Annotated in this window: 16 protein-coding genes; 11 read left to right on the forward strand and 5 right to left on the reverse strand. The window is 55.9% G+C overall.

The window, feature by feature from the left end; all coding sequences use genetic code 11:
• The first annotated feature begins 88 nt into the window (after positions 1–88).
• From DV733_RS09235 to DV733_RS09250, 4 genes are all read left to right on the forward strand, one after another.
• On the forward strand, positions 89–2,686 hold the full coding sequence (locus DV733_RS09235) for a PD-(D/E)XK nuclease family protein (RefSeq protein ID WP_237560526.1): 2,598 nt from the start codon (positions 89–91) through the stop codon (positions 2,684–2,686).
• On the forward strand, positions 2,683–5,538 hold the full coding sequence (locus DV733_RS09240) for a UvrD-helicase domain-containing protein (RefSeq protein WP_049994969.1): 2,856 nt from the start codon (positions 2,683–2,685) through the stop codon (positions 5,536–5,538). The genes DV733_RS09235 and DV733_RS09240 overlap by 4 nt, the downstream gene beginning before the upstream one ends.
• A 79-nt stretch (positions 5,539–5,617) precedes the next feature.
• Positions 5,618–6,880 carry a hypothetical protein gene (locus DV733_RS09245; RefSeq protein WP_136342318.1) on the forward strand — a complete coding sequence of 421 codons (1,263 nt, stop codon included), beginning with the start codon at positions 5,618–5,620 and terminating at the stop codon, positions 6,878–6,880.
• 196 nt (positions 6,881–7,076) lie between these two features.
• Positions 7,077–7,598 carry a hypothetical protein gene (locus DV733_RS09250; RefSeq protein ID WP_049994967.1) on the forward strand — a complete coding sequence of 174 codons (522 nt, stop codon included), beginning with the start codon at positions 7,077–7,079 and terminating at the stop codon, positions 7,596–7,598.
• A gap of 132 nt (positions 7,599–7,730) precedes the next feature.
• Here the strand turns inward: DV733_RS09250 and DV733_RS09255 are convergent, their stop codons facing one another.
• Positions 7,731–8,261, reverse strand: a complete 531-nt coding sequence (locus tag DV733_RS09255; protein ID WP_049994966.1) for a hypothetical protein — start codon at positions 8,259–8,261, stop codon at positions 7,731–7,733.
• A gap of 177 nt (positions 8,262–8,438) precedes the next feature.
• The gene (locus tag DV733_RS09260) at positions 8,439–9,803 is read right to left on the reverse strand and encodes a restriction endonuclease (protein WP_049994965.1); all 1,365 of its coding nucleotides are present in this window, start codon (positions 9,801–9,803) and stop codon (positions 8,439–8,441) included.
• A 248-nt stretch (positions 9,804–10,051) separates the two neighbouring features.
• On the opposite strand from DV733_RS09260, the gene DV733_RS09265 reads away from it, so the two are divergent.
• From DV733_RS09265 to DV733_RS09275, 3 genes are all read left to right on the forward strand, one after another.
• Positions 10,052–11,470, forward strand: coding sequence for a lamin tail domain-containing protein (locus DV733_RS09265; RefSeq protein ID WP_237560525.1), 1,419 nt, complete (start codon positions 10,052–10,054; stop codon positions 11,468–11,470).
• A complete protein-coding gene (locus tag DV733_RS09270; RefSeq protein WP_049994964.1) occupies positions 11,467–11,766 on the forward strand; it encodes a DUF3006 family protein in 300 nt (99 codons plus the stop codon). Before DV733_RS09265 ends, DV733_RS09270 begins: the two co-directional genes overlap by 4 nt.
• Positions 11,767–11,954: 188 nt before the next feature.
• Positions 11,955–14,102, forward strand: coding sequence for an AAA family ATPase (locus tag DV733_RS09275; RefSeq protein ID WP_049994963.1), 2,148 nt, complete (start codon positions 11,955–11,957; stop codon positions 14,100–14,102).
• 186 nt (positions 14,103–14,288) lie between these two features.
• Here the strand turns inward: DV733_RS09275 and DV733_RS09280 are convergent, their stop codons facing one another.
• The gene (locus DV733_RS09280) at positions 14,289–14,486 is read right to left on the reverse strand and encodes a hypothetical protein (RefSeq protein ID WP_049994962.1); all 198 of its coding nucleotides are present in this window, start codon (positions 14,484–14,486) and stop codon (positions 14,289–14,291) included.
• A gap of 651 nt (positions 14,487–15,137) precedes the next feature.
• Between DV733_RS09280 and DV733_RS09285 the strand changes: the two genes are divergently transcribed.
• Complete coding sequence (locus tag DV733_RS09285; RefSeq protein WP_079979527.1) at positions 15,138–15,851, forward strand: 3-keto-disaccharide hydrolase; 714 nt, start codon at positions 15,138–15,140, stop codon at positions 15,849–15,851.
• Positions 15,852–16,119: 268 nt separating this feature from the next.
• Entirely contained in the window at positions 16,120–16,320 is a 201-nt protein-coding gene (locus DV733_RS09290; protein ID WP_136342319.1) for a hypothetical protein, read from the forward strand.
• 250 nt (positions 16,321–16,570) lie between these two features.
• Here the strand turns inward: DV733_RS09290 and DV733_RS09295 are convergent, their stop codons facing one another.
• Together DV733_RS09295 and DV733_RS09300 are read right to left on the reverse strand one after the other, a co-directional pair.
• The gene (locus tag DV733_RS09295) at positions 16,571–17,926 is read right to left on the reverse strand and encodes a hypothetical protein (RefSeq protein WP_049994960.1); all 1,356 of its coding nucleotides are present in this window, start codon (positions 17,924–17,926) and stop codon (positions 16,571–16,573) included.
• Between the two features lie 615 nt (positions 17,927–18,541).
• Positions 18,542–19,255: a DUF429 domain-containing protein gene (locus tag DV733_RS09300; RefSeq protein WP_049994959.1), complete on the reverse strand. Its 714-nt coding sequence runs from the start codon at positions 19,253–19,255 to the stop codon at positions 18,542–18,544.
• A 229-nt stretch (positions 19,256–19,484) separates the two neighbouring features.
• On the opposite strand from DV733_RS09300, the gene DV733_RS09305 reads away from it, so the two are divergent.
• Entirely contained in the window at positions 19,485–20,168 is a 684-nt protein-coding gene (locus tag DV733_RS09305) for a hypothetical protein (RefSeq protein WP_049994958.1), read from the forward strand.
• Between the two features lie 208 nt (positions 20,169–20,376).
• On the forward strand, positions 20,377–21,609 hold the full coding sequence (locus DV733_RS09310; protein ID WP_049994957.1) for a hypothetical protein: 1,233 nt from the start codon (positions 20,377–20,379) through the stop codon (positions 21,607–21,609).
• The last annotated feature ends 51 nt before the right edge of the window (positions 21,610–21,660 follow it).

A 21,660-nucleotide genomic window follows, 5' to 3' on the forward strand; every position in this document is an offset into this window, starting at 1 on the left:
GCCGTAGGTGGAACAGAGCGAAGCGAACCCGAGCTACTCGCGGGTTCGTGGCGTCCGGAGATAGAATTATCACCCAACCGGAGGATGTGTGACCGTGCCAATTCAGCGAGCAAAACCGGTTGACGCTCTGTACGAGGAAATCAGCGACTACGAGTTAGTTCTCGTGCCAGATGCGCCGCTCGCGAGCGCGCTCAACCGTCATCTCGATCGTCCACATCTCGGTGATTTCGCGACAACGCCGCGGCGGGCCGCCGCCGGGCGCCGCGAGCAGGTCGAAGAACGAACGGTCTTTCTCGAACTGCTGCACGAAACTGACCTGACGTGGAAGCAAGCGGCGTACCTCGGCGAGGAAATCATTCACGCTTGGGAATACACCGGCCGGCCGGACGGGATTCTCGACTATGATCGGTTCGACACCCCTGCTGTCAGGAACGCTGTCGAACACGTCGCAGGACTGGAGACGACATCACGCCGGCTCACTGACTACACCGTTGATGAATCAACGGAGCTAGCCGTTGTCGGGTATCCGCAGTTCACTGCGCTTGAGCGCTCGATCCTTCCGGACTCGTTCGACCGTATTGACCGCTTTGCCGACGGGACGTTTGACCACCCGCCGTTCAGGGTGTTCGACTCGGCGACAGACATTGTCGCGGCGCTCCGAGACACGATTACAGCGGAGACGGCCGACCAGGTAGCGGTTGTTCTCGATGCCAGCAGCGAATTCTCGACGCTCGTCGAGTCAGCGTTTGACAGCGCCGACATCCCGTTTTACGGCGGCCCCGGATTCTTAGACAATCCCGATCACCGCGCCTTCTTGCGACTCCTCCGAGCCGCGTACCGGGGACGGGATGTCCGTGTTTCGGTGATCCGGCCGATTCTCGATCATCTCGGTCTTGACGTTGATCCAGACCACGATCAGAAACGCCTCCATACGCTCGACGATCCGGCTCTCACGCCGATCCGTGATTGGTGTACAGCAGTTGCACACGGTGAGCACACGTTCAACTCGGCACTGACTGAGTACGAAGCGCTGCTGGACACGGAGTTCGAAGCGTTCCGAGCCGAACTGGAGACGCTCGATTTAGCCGAGCAAACCATCACCGAGGACCGCGTTAATGACCTCGAGTTTTACCTCCAGTCATACGAGGTCCCGATCACCCGCGAGAACGAAGGGGTGTTGCTGGCGGATGCGAATGCCGCGACACACGTCGATCGGCCGCTGGTTTTCTACCTCGGGTTAGACGATGACTGGACTCGGACACCGTTGCGCCGGCCGTGGGTCGATGCCGACATCGAGTTCGATCGTCATCTCCGGAAGTTTCAGTTACTCCTCCAAAATGGGGCGCAACAGGAGTATCTCGTGCGGGACACCGTCGGCGGCGATTTGGTAACTCCGTGCTTCTATTTCGCGGAGCTGTTCGAGGAGTCGTTCTCACGGTTCGATGACGCCGACAGCGAGCGCTACACCGTGGCTCGCGACACAGCGACGGAGTCGTTCACTGATGACGCAGTGTCCGTTGAGCCAGACACGCTGAGTGCGCTCAGCCAATCTAGTCTCAGCACCTATGTCAACTCCCCGCGGGACTACTTTTTCGACCAGCTCGTGGACTCGCCCGACCGGGATTACTTCCGGCGCGGCAATCTCTTCCATGACTTCGCAGAGTTCTACGTCCATCACCCAGATATCCTGTCCTCGTCGTCAACTGAGGAAATCCTCGACGTGATGCTCGAAGAGATGTCACCGTTCATCCGAGACGTCGATGAGGACGTCTACCGGACACGGTTCCGCGGCGGCCTTGAAAACCTCATCGCGTTTCTCGATGAGCACGCACCGGACGCTGGCACGCTGTCGCTCGACGCGACACCCTCGGGCAACAACACGTTCTCTGCGTACTTTGACCGCCCGATCGGGTCAGACGTCACCGAACGCTGGTTCAAAAACGAAGACATCGGCATCAAGGGCTTGATCGATCTCGTGCAGTCCTCGACCCGGCTGGTCGATTACAAGTCCGGCTCGAAGAAATCCGCCTCGAAAATCGTCACCAACTCGTCGCTGTCGGAGATCTCAGACACACCGAACTTCCAGGCGCTGCTCTATCTCACCCATCAACGATCAGTCACCCCGGACGAACAACTTGAGTTCGTGTTCGTCCACTTCCTCGAGAACATCGACGACGTCGTCCGCGGCACCGCTGACCCCGATGAAACCCTCACCAAGGTCACGTACTACCCAACCACCTACGAAGAGTTCGTTCAGCGCGAGGCGATGTTCGAACAGCTCCGCGAGGACGGCTCGAACAAGTGCCAAAAGACCCTGTCACAGGTCGAGTACGCAGATTACCGCGCTGTCTTCGAGGCGGAACCAATCCCGAAGACACGCGACAACGACGAATTGATCGAGTCCGACTTCGGGGACACGTTCATCGAGCGGATGCAAGCCGTCGTCGGCGAGTACAAATACGTCAAGACAGGGTGCAAGCAAGCGATGCGCGATCTTGTCGGCGTTCGGAAGGAGAACTACTTCGCGGACGATCTCGACGCGTTTGAGGCGTTCATCGACGACCGCCTGACCGAGTTGAACGAGCGGCGCGCCGGCGCTGAGCGCTTCCCGATTGCAGACCTCGTAGACGAACCGAATTACAGGCGCGTCAATCACCGCGACCTGCTGCTGGAGGACACCCAATGAGCGACCCCGACACCGAGTCAGAACCCACGCCGAACAACAAGCAGCGAGACCTCATCAACAGTGTAGACGGGACCTATCTCGTTGACGCAGGCGCCGGCACCGGCAAAACCTTCGCCGTCACCCGCCGGTACGCGAATATCCTTGAGACGACCGACGCTACCCCAGAAGATATCCTGCTGATCACGTTCACGCGGAACGCAGCCACGGAGATGAAAGACCGGATCGTCAGTCACTGCGACTACAGCACAGCTGAACTCGCAGACGCACCGATCCAAACCTTCCACAGCCTCTGTAACGATATCCTGCAAGACTACGGCTTCGACGCACCGACACTGCTCGGCATCGACGATCGCATCCCGAGCAGCACCCGCATCATCGAAGACAGTATCGTCGAAGAAGCACTGTTCCGAGAATTCTTCGAGCAATTCAGCGACACCCACCCCGAGTACACTGACTACGTCCGGATCATCTCTGATCCGACTGAACTCCTTGATCTCATCAATCAACTCGCGTCGAAAGGCGTGTTCCCAACCAGCGACGGCTGGTATCGGAACGGCGCCACCGATCTTGACGGGGACTTCGAGGCGTTCAAATCACAGTTCGACACCGTCAACGAACCCAGAAACGACGGCAACAAGCAGTCGCGTCTACGGTCGAAACTCAACGGCTACGGGGACAACAAGATCTACCTCCCGGACGCACCGCCCAAACACGAAATCCGGGGTGACGGCAAACAGGTCCCTGCGGACCTCGCACGCCGGGTGTTCGACGCGGACCGTGAGCAACTCCGCGCGTTCGTCCACGACGTCTACTTCGAGTACTTGGAGTTCGCACTCGCCCGCAACTACCTGAACTTCGGATTCCTGCAACTGTTCGCGTTCGTCCTGCTCTGCGAGGACCACGAACTCCGGAAAGAGCTGGAGTATGACTACGTCATGGTAGACGAGTTCCAGGACTCAAGCGAGATCCAATTCAAGCTGACACTGCTGCTGGCCGGCACAAACAATCTCTGCGTCGTCGGCGACTGGAAACAGAGTATCTACTCCTTCCAGTACGCCGCGGTCGAGAACATCACGGACTTCCGCAATCGCTTCCAGCAGTTCGCAGACGAACTGAACGACGACACCACACGAGTCTCCTACGACACCGCCCCCGTCGAAACTATCGAGCTGAAGAAGAACTACCGCTCCACACAGACAATCCTTGATTTCTCCGAGCACGCGCTCCTCACGCCAGCCGCAAACCACGACACGGTCGATACTGCTGCGGTCCGCGACGATATCGTCTCCCTTGATTCGACAGCCACCCACGACAACACTCAGATCGAAGCCATCCAGCACGAGGACGAACACGAAACGATTCTACACACAATCACCGACATCGTCGGTAACGACGCCTACCAAGTCACGGACGACGACGGCAACCTCCGCCTCCCGGAGTACCGCGATATCGCCGTATTAACACGGACACGTGACTTCGGGCGCGAACTCCAATCAGTCGCTGACGAACACGGGCTTCCGATGGCCTACGACGGCGGGATCGAACTGTTCCGTACCGATCCCGCGAAACTCCTGCTGGCCTGGCTCCGCATCTTGGACGCCGACAGCGACCGCGGCTGGGCGCCGGTCCTGGAACGCGCCGGGTACACCTTGGATGAAGTAGATCATATGCTGGACACCGAGACGTATCCAGAGGACATGCTCGCGTTCCGTGATACACTGGCCGCGATGGAGACACTCGCCGGCGTGATGCGGACGGTGTTCGAGCGGTACGGCTACACCGGCCCGCGGGCTGACGTTCTGCTGCACACGGTTGAGTCGATCCGGGACACGACGACACTCACGCATGGCGATCTCATCCAGTTCATCGAGCGCGGGATCGAGCACGGCAGCACCCATGAAGTGAACACGAGCGCCGGCGAAAACTCCGTGACCGTGCAGACGATCCACGCCACGAAAGGCCTGGAACACCCGATCGTGATCCTCGCAAACATGAACAGCGGCCGCTTCCCGCCGAGCAGTACCGGCAGCCAGACGATCATGTACGATGACACTGTCGGGCTCCGCCAACGCAAGCGATTCGCGACCGCGCACGGCCAACCCTACATCTACGACGACTGGAAAACCGACGTGCTGCGTCGCTGCCTCAATCGAGACTACGATGAAGAGCGCCGCCTCCTGTATGTCGCAATCACGCGCGCCGAAAGCCACGTCCTATTCACCGCCGGCGACGACCCCAACACCTTCCTCGAAGAACTCCCGCTCGACATCACCGACGGCGACGCCACCATTCCGGAGATCACCATTGACACCGATGAGCGTCCGGTGTTTTCGGTGTCGCTACCCGAGGAATCGGGGCCAACGAAGTACTCGCCGCACTCGTTGATGGACACGGCTGTCTACGAAGACGTGACAGAGGGCCGCGGCACAGAATTCGGGACGCGTGTCCACGATTTCGCCGAAGAGTACGCACTCGGCGCCGACATCGACCCACAGAACGACGACGAACACAATGTCAAGCAACTCCTCGACGACCTCTCCGGTACCTTCCGGGTGGAGGAAGACGTCTACCTCCCACTCAACACCGACGACGGCCGCGTCACACTTTCCGGCGTCATCGACCTGCTACACATCACACCCGACACCATCGATATCATCGACTACAAAACCGACCGCGGTCGCCACGCCGAAAGCGAATACCGCAAACAACTCAGCGTCTACTACCACGCACTCACCGCTCTCTACCCAGACCGCTCTATCGACCCGCAACTGTTCTACACAGCCACCGGCGAAACCATCCACATCGACCCCCTTGACCAGACCACTCTTGCAGACTTGACCATCCAACACTGAATCCTCTTTCAGATCTCATTCGTCGAAGACGTCTTGTCACCAAACAGCCAGCCCAGTAGCCACTGAGTTGTAGAGAAATATGGGGGACGGGCCCTCCAGTAACTATTTCATTATTCAGGTTAAACAACACTTCCTACCGATGTCTTCGCAAACCCAGCCGACGGTATCCGTTCAGGAAGACCGAGTGGTGATCGAAAACGCCGAAATCGAAGACTCTGAAGTCGTTGACCACTTCACAGACATCGATCCAGACGAACGCGGAGAAGCGCTAAAACGGGCACTCCGCGTTGGAGTGGTGACGCTTGAGCTGGCCGAAACATCAGGTGAAGAAGAATACGTCGAACGACGATTCGAAGAACTCCGACGGGATCTCGAAACAGAGATTGACCGGATCGAGGATCAAGTCGAAGAGAAATTCGGCGACAACGGCCACGTCCCCCAGACGTTAGAAACTCATTTCGGGGATGACGGAAAACTCCGCGAACACATCGAAGACGCATTCGGCGAAGACGGTGTCTTCGTCGAACGGTTAGACAAAGAACTCGGTGAAGACGGTGAACGGATTCGGAAAGCACTCGACCCAGACAACGAAGGCAGCCCGACATACCGGCTTGAACAGCGACTCAAAGACGAAATCGAGTCGATCAAAGAGCAAGTCATCGAAGAGGAGAAAGAATCCGAGATGCGGAGTCAGACCTATTTCAAAGGCGGCGACTTCGAGGACTCCTTGCACCAGATTCTCGAAGAGATCGTCCGACAGACGCCGAACAACGTCGAATTCACCGGTGATACACCCGGTGAGATCGGACGGGATGTCGGCGACTTCGTCATCACACTTGCAGATACCGGACAGAACATCGTCGTTGAGGCAAAAACCGAGAGCTACTCACTCCAGGACATCAAAGACGAGATGGAGGAAGCCATGCAAAACCGCGATGCGGCATACGGTCTCTTTGTCACCGACACACTCGCGAATCTTCCCCGGACGAAAACAGGCTGGTTCCACGAATTCCCTGAGCAAAACACCGTCGTCGTCGCAATGAGCGAAACCGACGACCAAGACCTTGAACCAGGATACCTCCGCATCGCGTTCAACTGGGCACGCATGCGATCGGTACAGGCCTACGCCGAGTTCGACAGCGACTTTGACCCAGAGGAGCTACGCTCTGAGCTCTCCGAAATCGAAGAAGACATCAGCCAATTTAAAACTATTCGCGGCCAGTGCACCGAAATCCGGAAATCACGCGAACGCATCGAAGAAACACTCGACAACATCGAGCAAAGCATCAAAAACCGACTCGCCGAAATCGAAGCTCAACTCACAAAAGCTGACAATCAATAACAGCGGCCTTGTTGAAATCCTCAATTGATGATAGGTTTCAGCGGTCCTGATGAATACACCGCGCATATGCAGCAGGTATTCAGTACATTCGATGTAGAGCTCTTTATTGGTGGAATTCGTCTCTCTAATGATCCAGATAGAGGTTTCTAAACCCCAACTCCATTGGAGTTATTTGATCACGGATGGCAGTACGCATATGAGCGCGAGGGATTCTGAATCCATCACCAATATCTACTTAGGGGTGATCGTCTTCTTCGCCGCGTCTCTGGTCCTTGCCGATTACGGTAATAGATTTTTCGTATATGTTGTCCAGATAGACGTACATCACCGATTTATTGCCGGGATCATTGAACCGGTTCTGACGAAATTCCTCCCAGCTTCCGTCGTTGTAAGCCTACTTGAATGGTATGAGGTACCCGATGATTACCTTCGCGCCCACCCGTACAGGATGGCGTTACTCGGCGGGTTTTCTGTCGCACTGTTCGAGCGAATCCTGTTTGTAGTGATTCGAGGGGGCACGATTTCACTGGGATTCACTCTTGCAGCGGCATTGCACGTACTGAATGCACTTCTAATCGCTGGATTAGTGTTCTCAACGCCGACTGAAGAACAGGATTGGATGTTTCTGGCAAAGTTGGTCGCGATAACGGTGCTCGCCATGATTATACACGTGTGGTGGAACGGATGGGGCGTACTTTGGGTAGCTGAGACGTTCTGACCTTGCTGAACTCATCCTCTACATCGGTCACGTCGATACTGACAGAAATCAGGTAGCTGGTGAAGAAGCTGCTGCATAGAACGCGCGAGTCTTGCACGGTACCAGCTCCAAGATCTGGTTGGAACGCGACGGTCAGCGGCGCTCGAATTTCCCGAGTTCTAGATCCACATGCTGATGTACTCCGTGGGGATCAATAAATTCCATTTTCCTGGTGTTGATGAACCGACTCACTTCGCCGTGCTTAGGTCCCCAGTGAGCGACATCAATTCCAATCTCTGATTCAAGCACCACTCCCCCGACGAAGTTCACTGTCCCTCCGATGAGCAACGCGATCCACCAATCCGTTGGTGCTGCAAGGATAACGGCTGCGACTGGGAGCGACGCGTAAATCGTGAACGCCGGTACACGGTACAGCCTCCCGGTCTCAGCATTCACAAGATATGCGAGCATCCCGTAGGCTCCAAGAATCAATCCGAGGTCACCGTACCAAACAAGGAATCTTGGTGCTGACTCTAAGCTCAGAAACGACATGTTCAACGCCAGAACGTTTGTAAATGTCGTCACCCTGGATACGTAGTATTTCTCGACCACAATACCAACGAACAGCAAGGCGAATATTGAGAGATTAGCCCCGAACGCCTTGGCGAGCGCGTCAATCAGCATATCTGTCAGTTTTCCTCACGTATGCATTATTGTTGGGTCAGTCGCTGGGCTGAGATTAGCTCCCCATCCCGGTTTTGAATGTGCTGCATCTATACTCTCTATGCAGTTCGCGACTCTTATCAACGGCTGAGGGTTTCAACAGAGCCTTAATGGCTTCAATATCTTGTGGACCGCCAATCAGATCGCCCCACTCGTTGCGAGCACTCCGATCACAAAGAGAACTGCCGTGATGATACTCCCCACTAACAGTGGCTTGTTCTCCATCGCTTTCCTGTGGATCGGCATAGCTTCGTACTGTTCACGGAAGGTGTCGCGGTTGTCCTCGTCATAGAAGTATTTCGTCTTCAGCGCGAATCGCTCCGTGACGGCACACCCAGTGCAGACCGGTTCACCTTCAAGGCGTTCGGCCTTGATGTGATCGGTGCAACTGATGCTGCCGCAGTTCGCACAGTACGTGTAGGTCTCATCGCCACCGCTTGTGTCACAGTGCACGCAGCGGTGGATACCGTCTTCAGTGGTGACGCGTGACGGGCCGGCCGCGAAATACTCGTAAGGGTAGGTGTACTGCTGGAGATCAGTTGTCTGCCAGACTTCAGGCAGATACACGGGTTCGATCGATTGCACCGAGATGTCTGAAAGGTTCGGTTCGCAGGTCTTGGTGTAGGTGACGTTGTTGTCGCCGGTGTACTGGACTGTCGTCGTGTGATGCTCCTGGAGACGATCGACCGCCCAGTCTTTGTACTCTGTCTGGGTCTGCCCGAAGCGTTTCTCCTCGAGTTCATCGAATACATCGCCGAACCGATCGGTGTCCAGTTCGACCGCTGCGTGCCTGTTCTCCGAGACGAGCCGCGCCACAGTGTCGTCAGCGACCGACGGCTGGCCCCGGTCTGCATGCACGACGAACCGGGTGCGCTCGTTAATCCGATGGATCACGCCGACACTCGTCTCGAACACCGCGTCCGTGTCAGCCGTGATTTCGACGACCGGCCGAAACACCGCCCGGCTGTACGGCTCGGGCAACTCAGCAGCCTCAATATTTTCGACGTCACGGAAGGCCGCTTCGACCGGAGCGTTGACCGACGCCGCCGGGTCGTACGGGCGTAGCGTCATGTCGCACAGAATCTCGATTCGGCCGTTATACAGATCGAGCCCGATCTCGTCGGCGATCTCACGGAGATCCTCGCCATCGATCAACTCAACCGGATACGGGTCGTCGTTCTTCCGCAATCGGTCGGCGTATTCTTCGGCAGGCCCCGTGAACCGCCCCGTCGTCGCCACCATTCCGCGTTTCGGCCCGTCGAACTCGAATGTCGCGACCGCCGAATGCAGCTTCTGCACGACCGGGCGGCCGACCGTGTCGGTGTGTTTGCACTCAACGACCACGCCACGCCGCGTCCCGTCCACAACCTCCTCCATCAGAATGTCCCGCCCCTCGTCGGCCGTTCGCTCGGCCTGCCGGACGTTCTCGTACCCGAGATTCCGAAAGACGTCCTCCATCACGTCCTCGAACTCGAACCCCGAGAGATCGTCCAGAACAGCCATCTTCTATCCCAACACCATCATCTCCGCCACCAAATCAATTTCCCAGCACGCACCCGTTGGCTTCGGAGAAGGTGCTGGCAGCCAATACACGGCTACACTCCAACACTGACGCACGCCGAATACACAACCCGGCACCATTCAATAATCGGCTGGCAATTAAGATTCGCGACAGCGAAGACGACGTGCACGCACTCTCAGCGGTAGTGACGGCCGGACAAATTATACAGATGCGGCCGGTACCCCAACCAGTGAGTCTTTATACCGCCCGCACGACGGTCACCGCGATCGCGGTCGCCTTCCTCATCGTGCTTGCCGGCTGTTCCACCGGTGTCGGCCCAGACACCACACCCGCGCCGACAACTGACGACGACCTGTCCCAGACCACGACTGGCACTACGGACGCCAACGGCACACTGGAGGTTCATTTCATCAACGTCGGTCAATCGGTGAGTACGCTTGTTGTCGGGCCAACTGGCGAAACGATGCTTATCGATAGTGGGCACTACCGTGATGACGGCGAGTACGTCCTCCAATATTTGCAGCGACACAATATCGACCGCATCGACTACCTCATCACCTCCCACAACGACGCGGATCACATCGGGGGCAATGCAGCGATCATCGAGTACTTCGAGACGGAAGCCGACGGGATCGGCGCTGTCTACGACCCAGGGATCGCTGCCAGCACACAAACCTACGCGGAGTATCTCGACGCGATCGAGGAGCACGATGTGACGCTGTATGAGACGCGTGAAGGCGACTCGATCCCGCTCGACGGCGTCGATGTCGCAGTGCTCGGCCCACCGGAGCCGTATCTCGAAAACGAGGCGCGCAACGAGAACAGCATCGTCCTCAAACTCACGCACGGCGAAACGAGTTTCCTGCTCACCGGCGACGCCGAAGACGACCAAGAAGCCTACCTCGTCGATACCTACGGCTCTCAACTCCAAGCAACTGTGCTGAAAGCCGGCCACCACGGCTCATCGAGTTCCTCCAGCGAGTCATTCCTCGACACCGTCCAGCCCCAAGCCATCATCGTCTCCAGCGCCTACGATTCACAGTACGGCCACCCAACTGAAGAGGTACTGGAACGGTTTGCTGATCGGTCGTTACCAACGTTCTGGACGGCCACGCATGGCGATATCGTGCTTGTCAGCGATGGGCAGGGCGTTTCCGTTCGGACACAGCAAGACGCGCCGACCGACCCGCAAGCACTGCGCGACGGTGCCCCTGTCGAACCGGGGACGAGCGGCGACCTGGTTGAACGGCTGCGGCTTGGCGGCGAGCCAGTCACTGACCCGACAGCAACCACCGTTACCGACGGCGGAACGACCAGCGGCGAGTTGAGTGTCGCAACGATTCACGCTGACGCGGATGGTGACGACCGGGAGAATCTCAACGACGAGTACATTGTCTTTGAAAACACTGGCGACGAGTCAATAGATCTCTCGGGCTGGACAGTCACGGACGACGCTGGGCACACCTATACATTTCCTGCATTCACTCTAGATCCAAGCGCAACAGTGACGCTTCGAACGGGAAGCGGCACTGACACAGCAACCGATTTGTACTGGGGTGCTAGTTCCCCAATCTGGAACAACGCCGGCGATACAGTCATCGTAACTAACAGTACCGGTGAACAAGTCCTCAGTGAAACCTACCCATGACCGATATCACAACGCTTCCAGACGGTGAGTACACCGCCGTCGTCGATACCGTCGAAGACGGACTCGCAACCGTGTTTTTCGAACAACACGGCGACGAAGTCGGCGATGCGGTCCTCGAGGCATCAATCTTGCCTGAAGACGCCCGTCACGCCGACGCAGTCCTGACCGTCAAGATCACAAACGGAAATCTTCTGGACGCAGAATACGACCCCGATCAATCCAAAGAGCGAGCTGACAAAGCACAAAGCCGCTTCGACCGGCTCTCCAAGCGACCACCATCAGACAAAGACACCTAAACAGCTTTTGCAAGAAAGTACCCGCTGACTTTTCTTCCATAGATCGATTATATCACTCACCACTGCTACGAAGTCCGTGCCGAATATAGAGGGTGTACGCAGCAGTATGTCTCCTGAAGGGTGAACACTGTTCAATCATCCCACTTGTATGCGGTAATTTCATCATCTGAAGCTGATTGTTGTTCTGCATGAAGCTAGTCAACATTGAGATTGAACGCTTTCGGTCGATAAAAAACCAGACAGCAGAGGGCTCAATTGAATTTCAGGGCCTTGACTGTTTAGTTGGGGAGAACAACGCTGGCAAGACAAACATTCTATCCGCGGTACGGTTCCTGCTCAGAGAAGAAAAGAAGCCGAATGACGAGGAGTTATTTTGGCAAAAACGGGATGAAGAAGTCGTCAAAGTGAGAGGTTTTTTCGAAATCAGTTCCGAGGATTTGGACCGAATCAAAGACGTCGAAAAACGAGACAGTGTCCGAGATGCCCTTATTTCTGAGTATGAGTCCTATAACAGGGTTCTGGGTATTTGTCGCCAGTTCGATGGTGAGGGAGATTCCAGTCCGTCATTCAAGCTTTTGCAGCGAGTACCAGAAGACGAAGATCTCCGGAAGAGTTCAATTGAGGAGGTACGGAACAAGCTCTGGAAGAAGCAGAAAACAGACACGAACTATTCAAAAGCCGATTATCGGAAAGAGATGGCGGACCGATATGAGCGATTGGCAGATATCATCCCCAGAGATAAGCAGCGTAACAAGGGTATCTGGACCAGCAAGTATCAAGAATTCGTCAACCAAAACGAAGAAGAGCTTGCCATGACGATTGCCCCCACTGACTTTCCCCAAGGCACGGTAACTGTCGTTCGCGAGGATCTTCTCCCCGATGTCATCACGATCCCGGCGGTCAAAGAGATGGATTCAACCACAAAGCGCGGTGGTGAAGTGGGGGAACTGGTCGATGCAATCTCTGAGGGCGTCAAAGAAGAACTCGACAAGAAACTGAAAGCACAGCTGGAGGGCTTCGACTTTCAGGACCATGACGGCATCACGAAAATCGAGAACCACATTACAGACCACCTCAGTGAAACATTCGATGACCGCGAAGTCTCCTTTGACTTCCCCAGCTTTTCAATGAACTATATATTCTCCGGCGCAGACATCAAAATCGACGAAACACACCTCGACGGGTCACTCTCCAAAGAAAACGTCGGCGAAGGTGTCAAACGAACACTCATTTTCAGTCTCCTGCGAACACTTGCCGACCTCCAACAAGGACGCCTCAGCGTCACTACAGACGAAGAGGACGACAAACGGAAAGCGCCACCACTCCTCATTCTCTTCGAGGAAGCTGAACTCTATCTTTACCCACAACTCCAGAAACAACTGCTCTCTGCTCTCTCTAAGATCACCGACAGCCAAAATCAGGTCATCTTCTCAACTCACTCCCCCGTTCTCATCGATCACACAATACTTGACACGATCAACATCGTTCGAAAAAACGACGCTGAAGCAACGACCGTCACTCAGTTCCACTCAGTACTGGTGCGAGAGGTTGACGAATCCGACCGGCCGCTTGTCACTGACCTCAATAGCGTCTCTGAATACATTTTCTCAGACCAAATCGTGCTCGTCGAGGGCGCCTGCGACCGCATTATCCTACAGAAGTTAGCGCCACACCTCGATAGTGAGTGGGACTTCAGAACGTCCGGCATTCCAATAATGGAGGTTGGAGGAAAATCCGAAGTAACGCGCTTCCATAACTTCTTATCAGAACTCGGCATCACCACGTACTCCATATTGGATATTGACGCCGTCCAAGACCAAATCGAGAACATCAGTGATGAACCAGCCTCCATCGAATTAGCAGAGGAACTGCAAGAAGCGGCCGAAGACGAATTCGACAGCTCGGAATACAACCACAACAATCTCCCGACTGAAATCACACACGAATCGTGGGATAACGCATTTGACCGGCTTGAGGACCTCGAAGAGAAAATTCGAAATGGAAACCCGGTAAATGAGAGCCATGCAGATATGGTGACGAAAGTCCTCGCCGCCTGCGAAACAAAGAACATTACTGATATCCTCCCGGCGTCAGCCGTTGAAGAACAACGGGTAGCGCTTGTTGAGGCCTTGCTTAAGGAAAACGTGCTGCTCCTGAGCGGTGAGATTGAGGACTATTACCCGAGGGATCAAGACATGGGCAAACGAGAAGCAGCTCTCGCCTTCGATCCCAAGACGGACTACGAAAATGTGGAACCACGTTCATTCTTTCAATCGCTCCCTAACCACGAACGACCAGATGTAGACGTATTCCTACAACGAGTCTTCGAGAACTGATCTGATTGCGTGGGCTTATCTCACCAGACGCTTGGCTACCCTGTAGCAATCGGTCTGATACGGTCAATTTGTTTTTCTCCACATGATGGATGGGCATCCCGTGTTCAGCACGAACGTTGAAGTCTGTCATCGAGTGAGGGAATCATCACTGGGACCCTCGAATATCGACTGTGTCGCTGATTTCTGTTAGCCGCTCCACTCCTTGTTGATCTGCGCGACAATACACACCGAGTCCAATCCCTGTTTGTCACTAATCCGTTCGATCAACTCGGCAGCACGGTCCGCTCGCTCCGGTTCAAAGTGTCTTAACTCTAGCCGCCACTGCGACAACGCTTCAGCGATCAATAACCAATCTTGCGGGTGGAACTCCTCTGTCCGATCCATCGCCAGCAACTGCTGCCGACATCGCATATAAATCTCAGGCCGCGCAGCATCATGACTGCACAGAGATACTCCCCATAAGCAACGAATGCCCTGCAATTATTTCCGGGAGAATAACACGAATGCCCGTTCCAGAAAGTATTTACAGAAGAGCGTCGCGAACCCTAATTGTCGGTCCCCGCTTACGGAGGCCGACACTCCTGCCCGAAGCCCATCCCCCGACCAACTTTCCCCTCTGATTGCCACCGGTCGGGGGCTTTCGTTCCCCACCTGAACAGCACCGTCGCGCAGCACCGGCATATCCCATCCCGGTATTCGCAGCAAACCCACTGAACCGTCCACGCAATCTGTGACCCTGCACTCATTCCCCACGACTGGACCTCTTCGTTCTGAATGCTACCCGTATGCAACTACACGTGCAGCCTGCGGCGCCGATCTTGACCCGCTGTTTATTCCGGTTTGCTTCCACTGGACTTTCTCGACAGTCCCGACTCGGGCCGCGTATCTATCGGTCCAACAGAAGCGGAGAAAAACACTGTCCCCGCTTCTGGGTAGAAACAACACCTACGCGGCGTTGTGTCACCGCTGATGATATCACCTGAGACGGGGTGTTGTGGACAGCACGTTTAGGGCGGCTGCCGTGCACGTTGCTGTATGAGCGAGCAGCGTCCAGGCTTTACAGACACCCCATATCACCCTGACTCGGACTACCGCGTGCACGATCCTGCACGGCCGCATCCCTCCTCAGTGACGCCAGCCGGCCCAGTAACCCAGGCCCCGCCCTCGGATGCGACCCCACTATTCAATGGCACAGACCTCGCCGGATGGGACGCCGCCGACGGCAGCGACCCTGAGTGGACCGTCGCAGACGGGGAGTTAGTCGTTGAACCCGGCGCCGGCGATATCCGCACCACGACTGCGCTCGGTGACTGCCAACTCCACATCGAATGGGCCACCCCCGCAGACCCAGGCGACGCCGAGTACCCCGGCAACAGCGGCGTGTTCCTCGCGGATCGCTACGAACTCCAGATCCTGGACTGCTCACAGACCACGATTTACGCTGACGGCTGGGTCGGCGCCATCTACGGCCAACACCCGCCAAGCGTGGATGCCAGCCTCCCCTCAGGCGAGTGGCAATCATTCGACATCGTGTGGCGACGCCCACGCTTCGACGACGACACACTCACGGCTCCAGCACGCATCACCGCCTTCCACAACGGCGTCCTCATCCATCGTGAATCCGAGCCGTTCGGCCCGACAACCTACCGCGACTACCTTGACTACGAACCGCACGGCCCAGCACCGCTGCGCCTCCAAGACCACGGCTTCCGGGTTCGCTTCCGAAACATCTGGTCCCGCTCACTGTAACGTGGTTTCCTGCGACACTTATTCAAGCAGTTCTACAACTGTTTCTTCGACAGCATTCATCTCAATTGTTCCAATAGACGTTGTTGTCCCGAATTCCGGAAATCTAGTTATAGATGAGAAGTTTGAGAGGGAGACCCAAGGTGCTCGCTGCTGATGGTTCTGGTATGGACTGTCCAATTTGCGGTGCGTCGATCGGGGAGTCAACGTATCCGAACCAGGTGTGTGAGGCCTGCGACGAGCGAGCTGTGAACGCCGACGGCGACGACCCATGGCACGGCTGGCCACCTGGCGAACGCCCCGACGCAGAGGACGGAACGATCCAGATGCCGCCAGACCGCGGCGAAACCCCGTGTTCATCGACGGCCAGCAATGCTGGCGCCGATACCGCTTCGGCGGCTGGATCACCATGCTCGACGAACACGACTGCGACACCATCGAAGAGTTCTACGAGACGCACGACATCATGTAACTCCGCTGCCGATCGTGGTCGTATCGGTACATCTTAACGAACACAGACTCCAGATCATCTTCTCCGATCACAAGATCATGCCGTACCGACTACGTGGGTATACCGGCTTCAGCACTGACAACGGGATTGTTTCACCGCGTGCTCAGTACAGATGTCCCCGATGTCGAACCTCCGCAACCCTTTAGCCGTTTTCGCTGGCTTTGCGTTCGAAGGTACCCGACAGCTGTGGTGGAGTATGGAGTGCGGTGATTCAATCTCGGATGCGGCGTGTTCGGGTACTTGATGATTGGGATCCGTCGTTGTTTGTATAGGCTTTCCAGTGGCCTTCCAGCGTGAGGTCAGAGTGTTCTGGATGGGTGATGACGGTTTGACCGTCGTCTTGTTCAACGACGTCGTGGCGAGTTCCGTTGAGGTCCTCGAAGTTCGTCGCTTGTTTCATCTGAACGAAAAATATATCGCCTTGCCGGATCACTTTACGCCCTTCCTCACGGTAGTTTTGGACCTCAGCCGGCGTGATGAAGTCCAGTGCTTCATCGACGGTTTCATGCGTTGTGTAGACCTGCTGGCACCAGATTTGGTCGTCATCTTGACCGATCAGCCACGCGCGTTCTGACTTCCCCCGCATGGAGCTTCGATAGTAGCTGGCTTGCCCGAGATTGACCAAGAGCATCTGTCGCTCAGGGTCGAAGTCTCGGAACTCGGTCCAAGCTTTCACGTACCGGTTGCTGTACCCGCCATCACCAGACTGAAGCTTGATGATGTGAGCTTTCTCTTTGGCTTCACCACGCCCAATTGCAACGTCCAGTGCTTCCTTGTCCGAGGACGTGCAGGAGGCGTCTCGAGATTCGACTTCGATCAGACCGGCCTTTGCGGCGATCGTTTCTAGGGGCTGGTGGCTGAATGAGTAGCCCCCTGCATCGACAGTCAGGGTACCGGTTCCGTATCTGGATTCGATGGTGACCGTCGATTCGTCTTCGAGCACGTAGACATCAGGCTGCATGTACTTTCCCGGCAGTTTTCCGCTGTCGGTAGTGGCGTTTTCTATCGAGACGGTTGTGACTGGCTCTGACTCATCTTTTTCGCGCTGAGTGAATGTGCCAGCGTCTCCCTGCCACCAACGCTTTGTGACTGTCTCTCCAGGTTGGCCGAAGAATTCGGCCATGGTTGCGTCGGCGGTTTCATCTAGTTCTGTACTGGTCTCGGCGACGACCGAGTCTGCGTGGTCTTTGATTCGAGTCCTGAGTATCTCTCCGATGAATTCTTTCCGGCGTGCCGGGTGGAGCCGCTGGAGATCGTGTTCCTCCTGAAGGTTACGGACAGTTGATTCGTCGATTCCGACAGCGTCTTGTAGTGTTTTGAGTTCGGCTGTTGAATCGGTTGTCACGCTGAGAGATCCTCGGGCTCCGGCCGAAAGCGCGCTTGACTGGCTCGCGATAGTGTCGGCTTTTTGACTGGCGGCTTGCCGACGTTTGTCTTTCTCTAGGGCGTCGCGCACCCTCGCTCTGATATCGTCGATACTAGTCGTTGTGAGGGTGATTGGTACGTATTTCGCGTTCTGTTCTGCTTCGTCGGTGTTGTCGGCGTTTGGTTCGCTGATGTGTTCCATAGTTGTCACTACTTCTTCGAGCTTAGTTATCACTATGCCGATGCTTTGTCTGGGTTTTCCGTGACTCACCCACGGTCAGTCCGGGGCGGCCCGGACAGGGTCAACCACGGAGATGCATATTCTATAGTTCGCCGACGCCACCAATGAGAGGGCGCACAGCAGGTACCATGCGCATCCTCCAGCCGAGGTCAACGACGGCATCGGGTTGTATTCGGGGGATTAATAAAAGCATAAGCCAGGTTCTGGTCCTTCACTAAGATCCAACAATGAGAGCAGTGTCGATACAGTACTTCCCAAACAGTTTCATCTAATCACAATCTCATACCCCGACTCTAGTTCATCAACGCTAATTTGAGCCATGTAGCTCCTAATAAGCATAATTCCCGATATCATATTCGCCACAGCGCGAGGAAATGACAGGAATATATGACTAATCAAAAACAGCTGTCTGCTCGAAAAGTTGTCCGAAGTCGGTGAAAGTCGTTGATGGCGAAGGAGCTACATCCTAACCCGCTTTCCGCAACCAAGCAACACCTGTTGAATCCATGTCGATCGAGGTAACCGGTGGCACCACTGTCCGGTTCTCATCTCCACAACCGCTCCAACCCAGTACCACTACTCAACATCCACAGTTGCAACTCTGAACTCAGGAAAATAAATCCGCGGCTCATCCGAAGCAGGGTCAGATGGTGCCGTTCTCAGTGACGCACTTCGAGCAGCGTGGGCAAGCACCATCGAGTCCAAGATATCATCGCGACGCACCTCTTTGAGCAGGTATCTCTCTCGAGCCTCTTCATACAGCGCGCCCGCATCACGAAGTACCTCTGTCAAGAGATGCATCCGGACCCCGCGACCGAGGTCCGACGACTTGGGATACGCGACCGGTTGCCCGTTCAACGCCGCAAAACACAACTCCGGATGACTCTCCCTGATCAACCCGTCAAACCGATCGCCGACGACCGATTGGACCTCGATAATCTTCTCACTGATGGCGTATGCTTGCTGGGAAAGCCCGTGCTCCATTTTGTCCCGGTGCTCGTTGTTCGCACTCTCATAATCCGGTTTTGCCGCCGCTGTCTCACACGGTGGAAAAAACACTGACGACCCACGGCAGCCAAGCAACTCGCGCGCCTTCAGGTCACACCGGCGGCGCTCACCCTGGGGAAGACCGATTGGGATATCGACGAATATCTTGTCCGCATCGTCATTCGCTTGCTCTACCTCGCTGAAGGTCTCATAAGTTTTGATGGTAGGGCTGTGCTCATCGATCACGGTCACGACCCAGCCAACTGGACATGCATCAACGCCGACTCCGGTACCCTCGCTCATGCTCATAGGTAGCTCAACTTGGTTGGTGTAGCTATTGATCTCATTCCTTCGTTTGTTCCGGTACAGAGCAACCGGATTGTCCTTGCAGGTACGGTCCGCCCTGAGAATACTCCGGTCCGGTAGAAGCAAAAGAAATTCTGTAGAAGAGAGTGTCTAATTAGAGTCTACTCACGGATGACGGGTTCAACAGTGAGAGGGATATTTACTCATCTATCTGTATTTCCCTCTCATGTCACTCTCTTCAGCTATTACCCAGTTGGATACAGAATTTCAAGCTACACCGCTCAACTTCACTGTTGAGCAGTCACTGCAAGCCCGCCTCCAGCACCTCCTTCGACAGGAACTCGGCGAGACAATCCTCGCTCGAGGCGGCTTCGACCACGACGACACAACAAACTACAAAGAGAAATACATCCGTCGGCTTGCAGAACCACACGAAATCAGCTCTGTACAATCAGAAGTGAACTACGGCTCCCCGAACGCCAACAAACGCCTCGATATCGCCGTTCTGCAACCGGAATCAACCCCGCAGTATAGCGATCTTGACTATGTCCCTTCAGCTGAAACACCGAATCTCACAGTCCGGTTTGTTGACGGAACCAAGTATTTCCCGGCGGCAGCAATCACTCACGCAATCGAAATCAAATACATCAAGAACGTTGATATCGCTGGGTCTCGCCTCGAACGAGACAGCCTTGACGAGTGGCCGTACCTCAATAACGATCTGCGAAAACTCGCCGAACTCCCAGACACAGTCTCACGCCACCTCCTCATCTGCACCAACAAGAACCCATTCCAGCGCGGTGAAGAAGATGTCTACGGGACAACGAAAGCCCAGCGCCGATTTGAACGAGTGCAAACGGAATGTGATGCCCGGGACATCACGCTAACAGAAATCCATCCTCGAGAATGAACAGCATACAGCACAATCTACGAATTACAATAAAATCTGGATGCTTGAGCGCTGGCTGGCGCCTCCAACAAATCCCTCAGCACCGAGATACACAGTGATGTCCACGACCAAAGTGGACTGAGCCAGAATATTTCCTGCCCTAAGCGACTCTTCCGATCTTCACAATGTCCGGTCGTTTGATACCGATCGGCAGTGAACATCTTCAGCAATGGCCGCCACGCTTGCCGAACCCGCGGTGCTCGCTGCCGCAAAAGACACGCTTTACCCGGATAGCGGAAGCGAGACCGCGCAGTACGCCGTCACGGAAACCCAGTTCACCGCCCCGACCTGGGGCGGCTGGGACATCCCAGACAGGGTCCGGTCCCGGCTCGCACCGTACAACACGTTACGGCTTGCCAACGGAGAGCCGGACCTGCTCGGCATCGGCATGCCAGCCTCTGATGTGCTCGACGCTGACGCTGCAACAACCCCAGTTGCAGTCGTCGAAGCGAAAGGTCACAACACCGACCCCAGTGACGCCGACGTCCGCCGCGGCATCAATCAAGCCCACGCCCACCTTGGCGAAGTCAATCTCGGCTACGTTGCCGCACCGATGCCGAGCATCACCGACCACAGCCGCGCTCTTGCACGAGAGCTTAACGTCGGTGTCGTCGGTGTCGAAGGACCGCAGAGTGCGACACTGGTCGAACCAGCGCGCGTCACTGGTGCCGGCGACGTCTCGACAACGATCGACGCCGTCCGCTTTCAAGCCGCCACACATCGCCTCACCGAGGGCAGCTTCCCAGTCAACCACCCGAAGAACTACCTCGGATACCCGCTTGCGCTAACCGCCGACGCTGATACTCACGAGGTCTACGCCGACCACGTCATCAACACCGTGTCCGGCGGTCGTCGTGGGGCACGCCTCCTGAATTTAGTTACGAGTCAGCCGGACGGGGATGCGCTCACGCAGCTCGGCGCGGAAGTCGTTCGCTTTGCCCGTGACCAGCACGGCAGCGTCCCCGCAGCCCTCGACGAATTCGCCGCCTGGAAAGGACGAACCACTCCGTTTACCGAACTCGCGCCGCGGTGGGCACAACTCGCGCGCTCAGTCGCGATCCAGTACGACCCAACCCAGCTCATCATCGACGCACTCGAGCAGATCCACCACCGCGGCACCGACACTGCATCAATCGACACTGTCGCCCACGAAGCCTGTCGCATCAACCAACCACTCGCCGTCGAAGTCTTCTTCACCCAACACCGCCGCGATGATGTCCTCACCGCTGACGGCGACATTGACGAATCAGAGCTGGCTGACCCGACCGTGTACAAATCAGGCATCCACTTCCAATTCAAATACCACCTCTACCACATCGGTCTCCTCACAGACGGCGGAACCGACAACAAAGACGCCGTCCTCACCGACGACTGGGCACTCACCCACCCAGTCCACCCATAGCACGCCTCATACCCAACCCGCTGTGCTACACGATCTGGTCATTGACAAAAT

Source organism: Halapricum salinum, from assembly GCF_004799665.1.
GTDB classification, from domain to species: domain Archaea; phylum Halobacteriota; class Halobacteria; order Halobacteriales; family Haloarculaceae; genus Halapricum; species Halapricum salinum.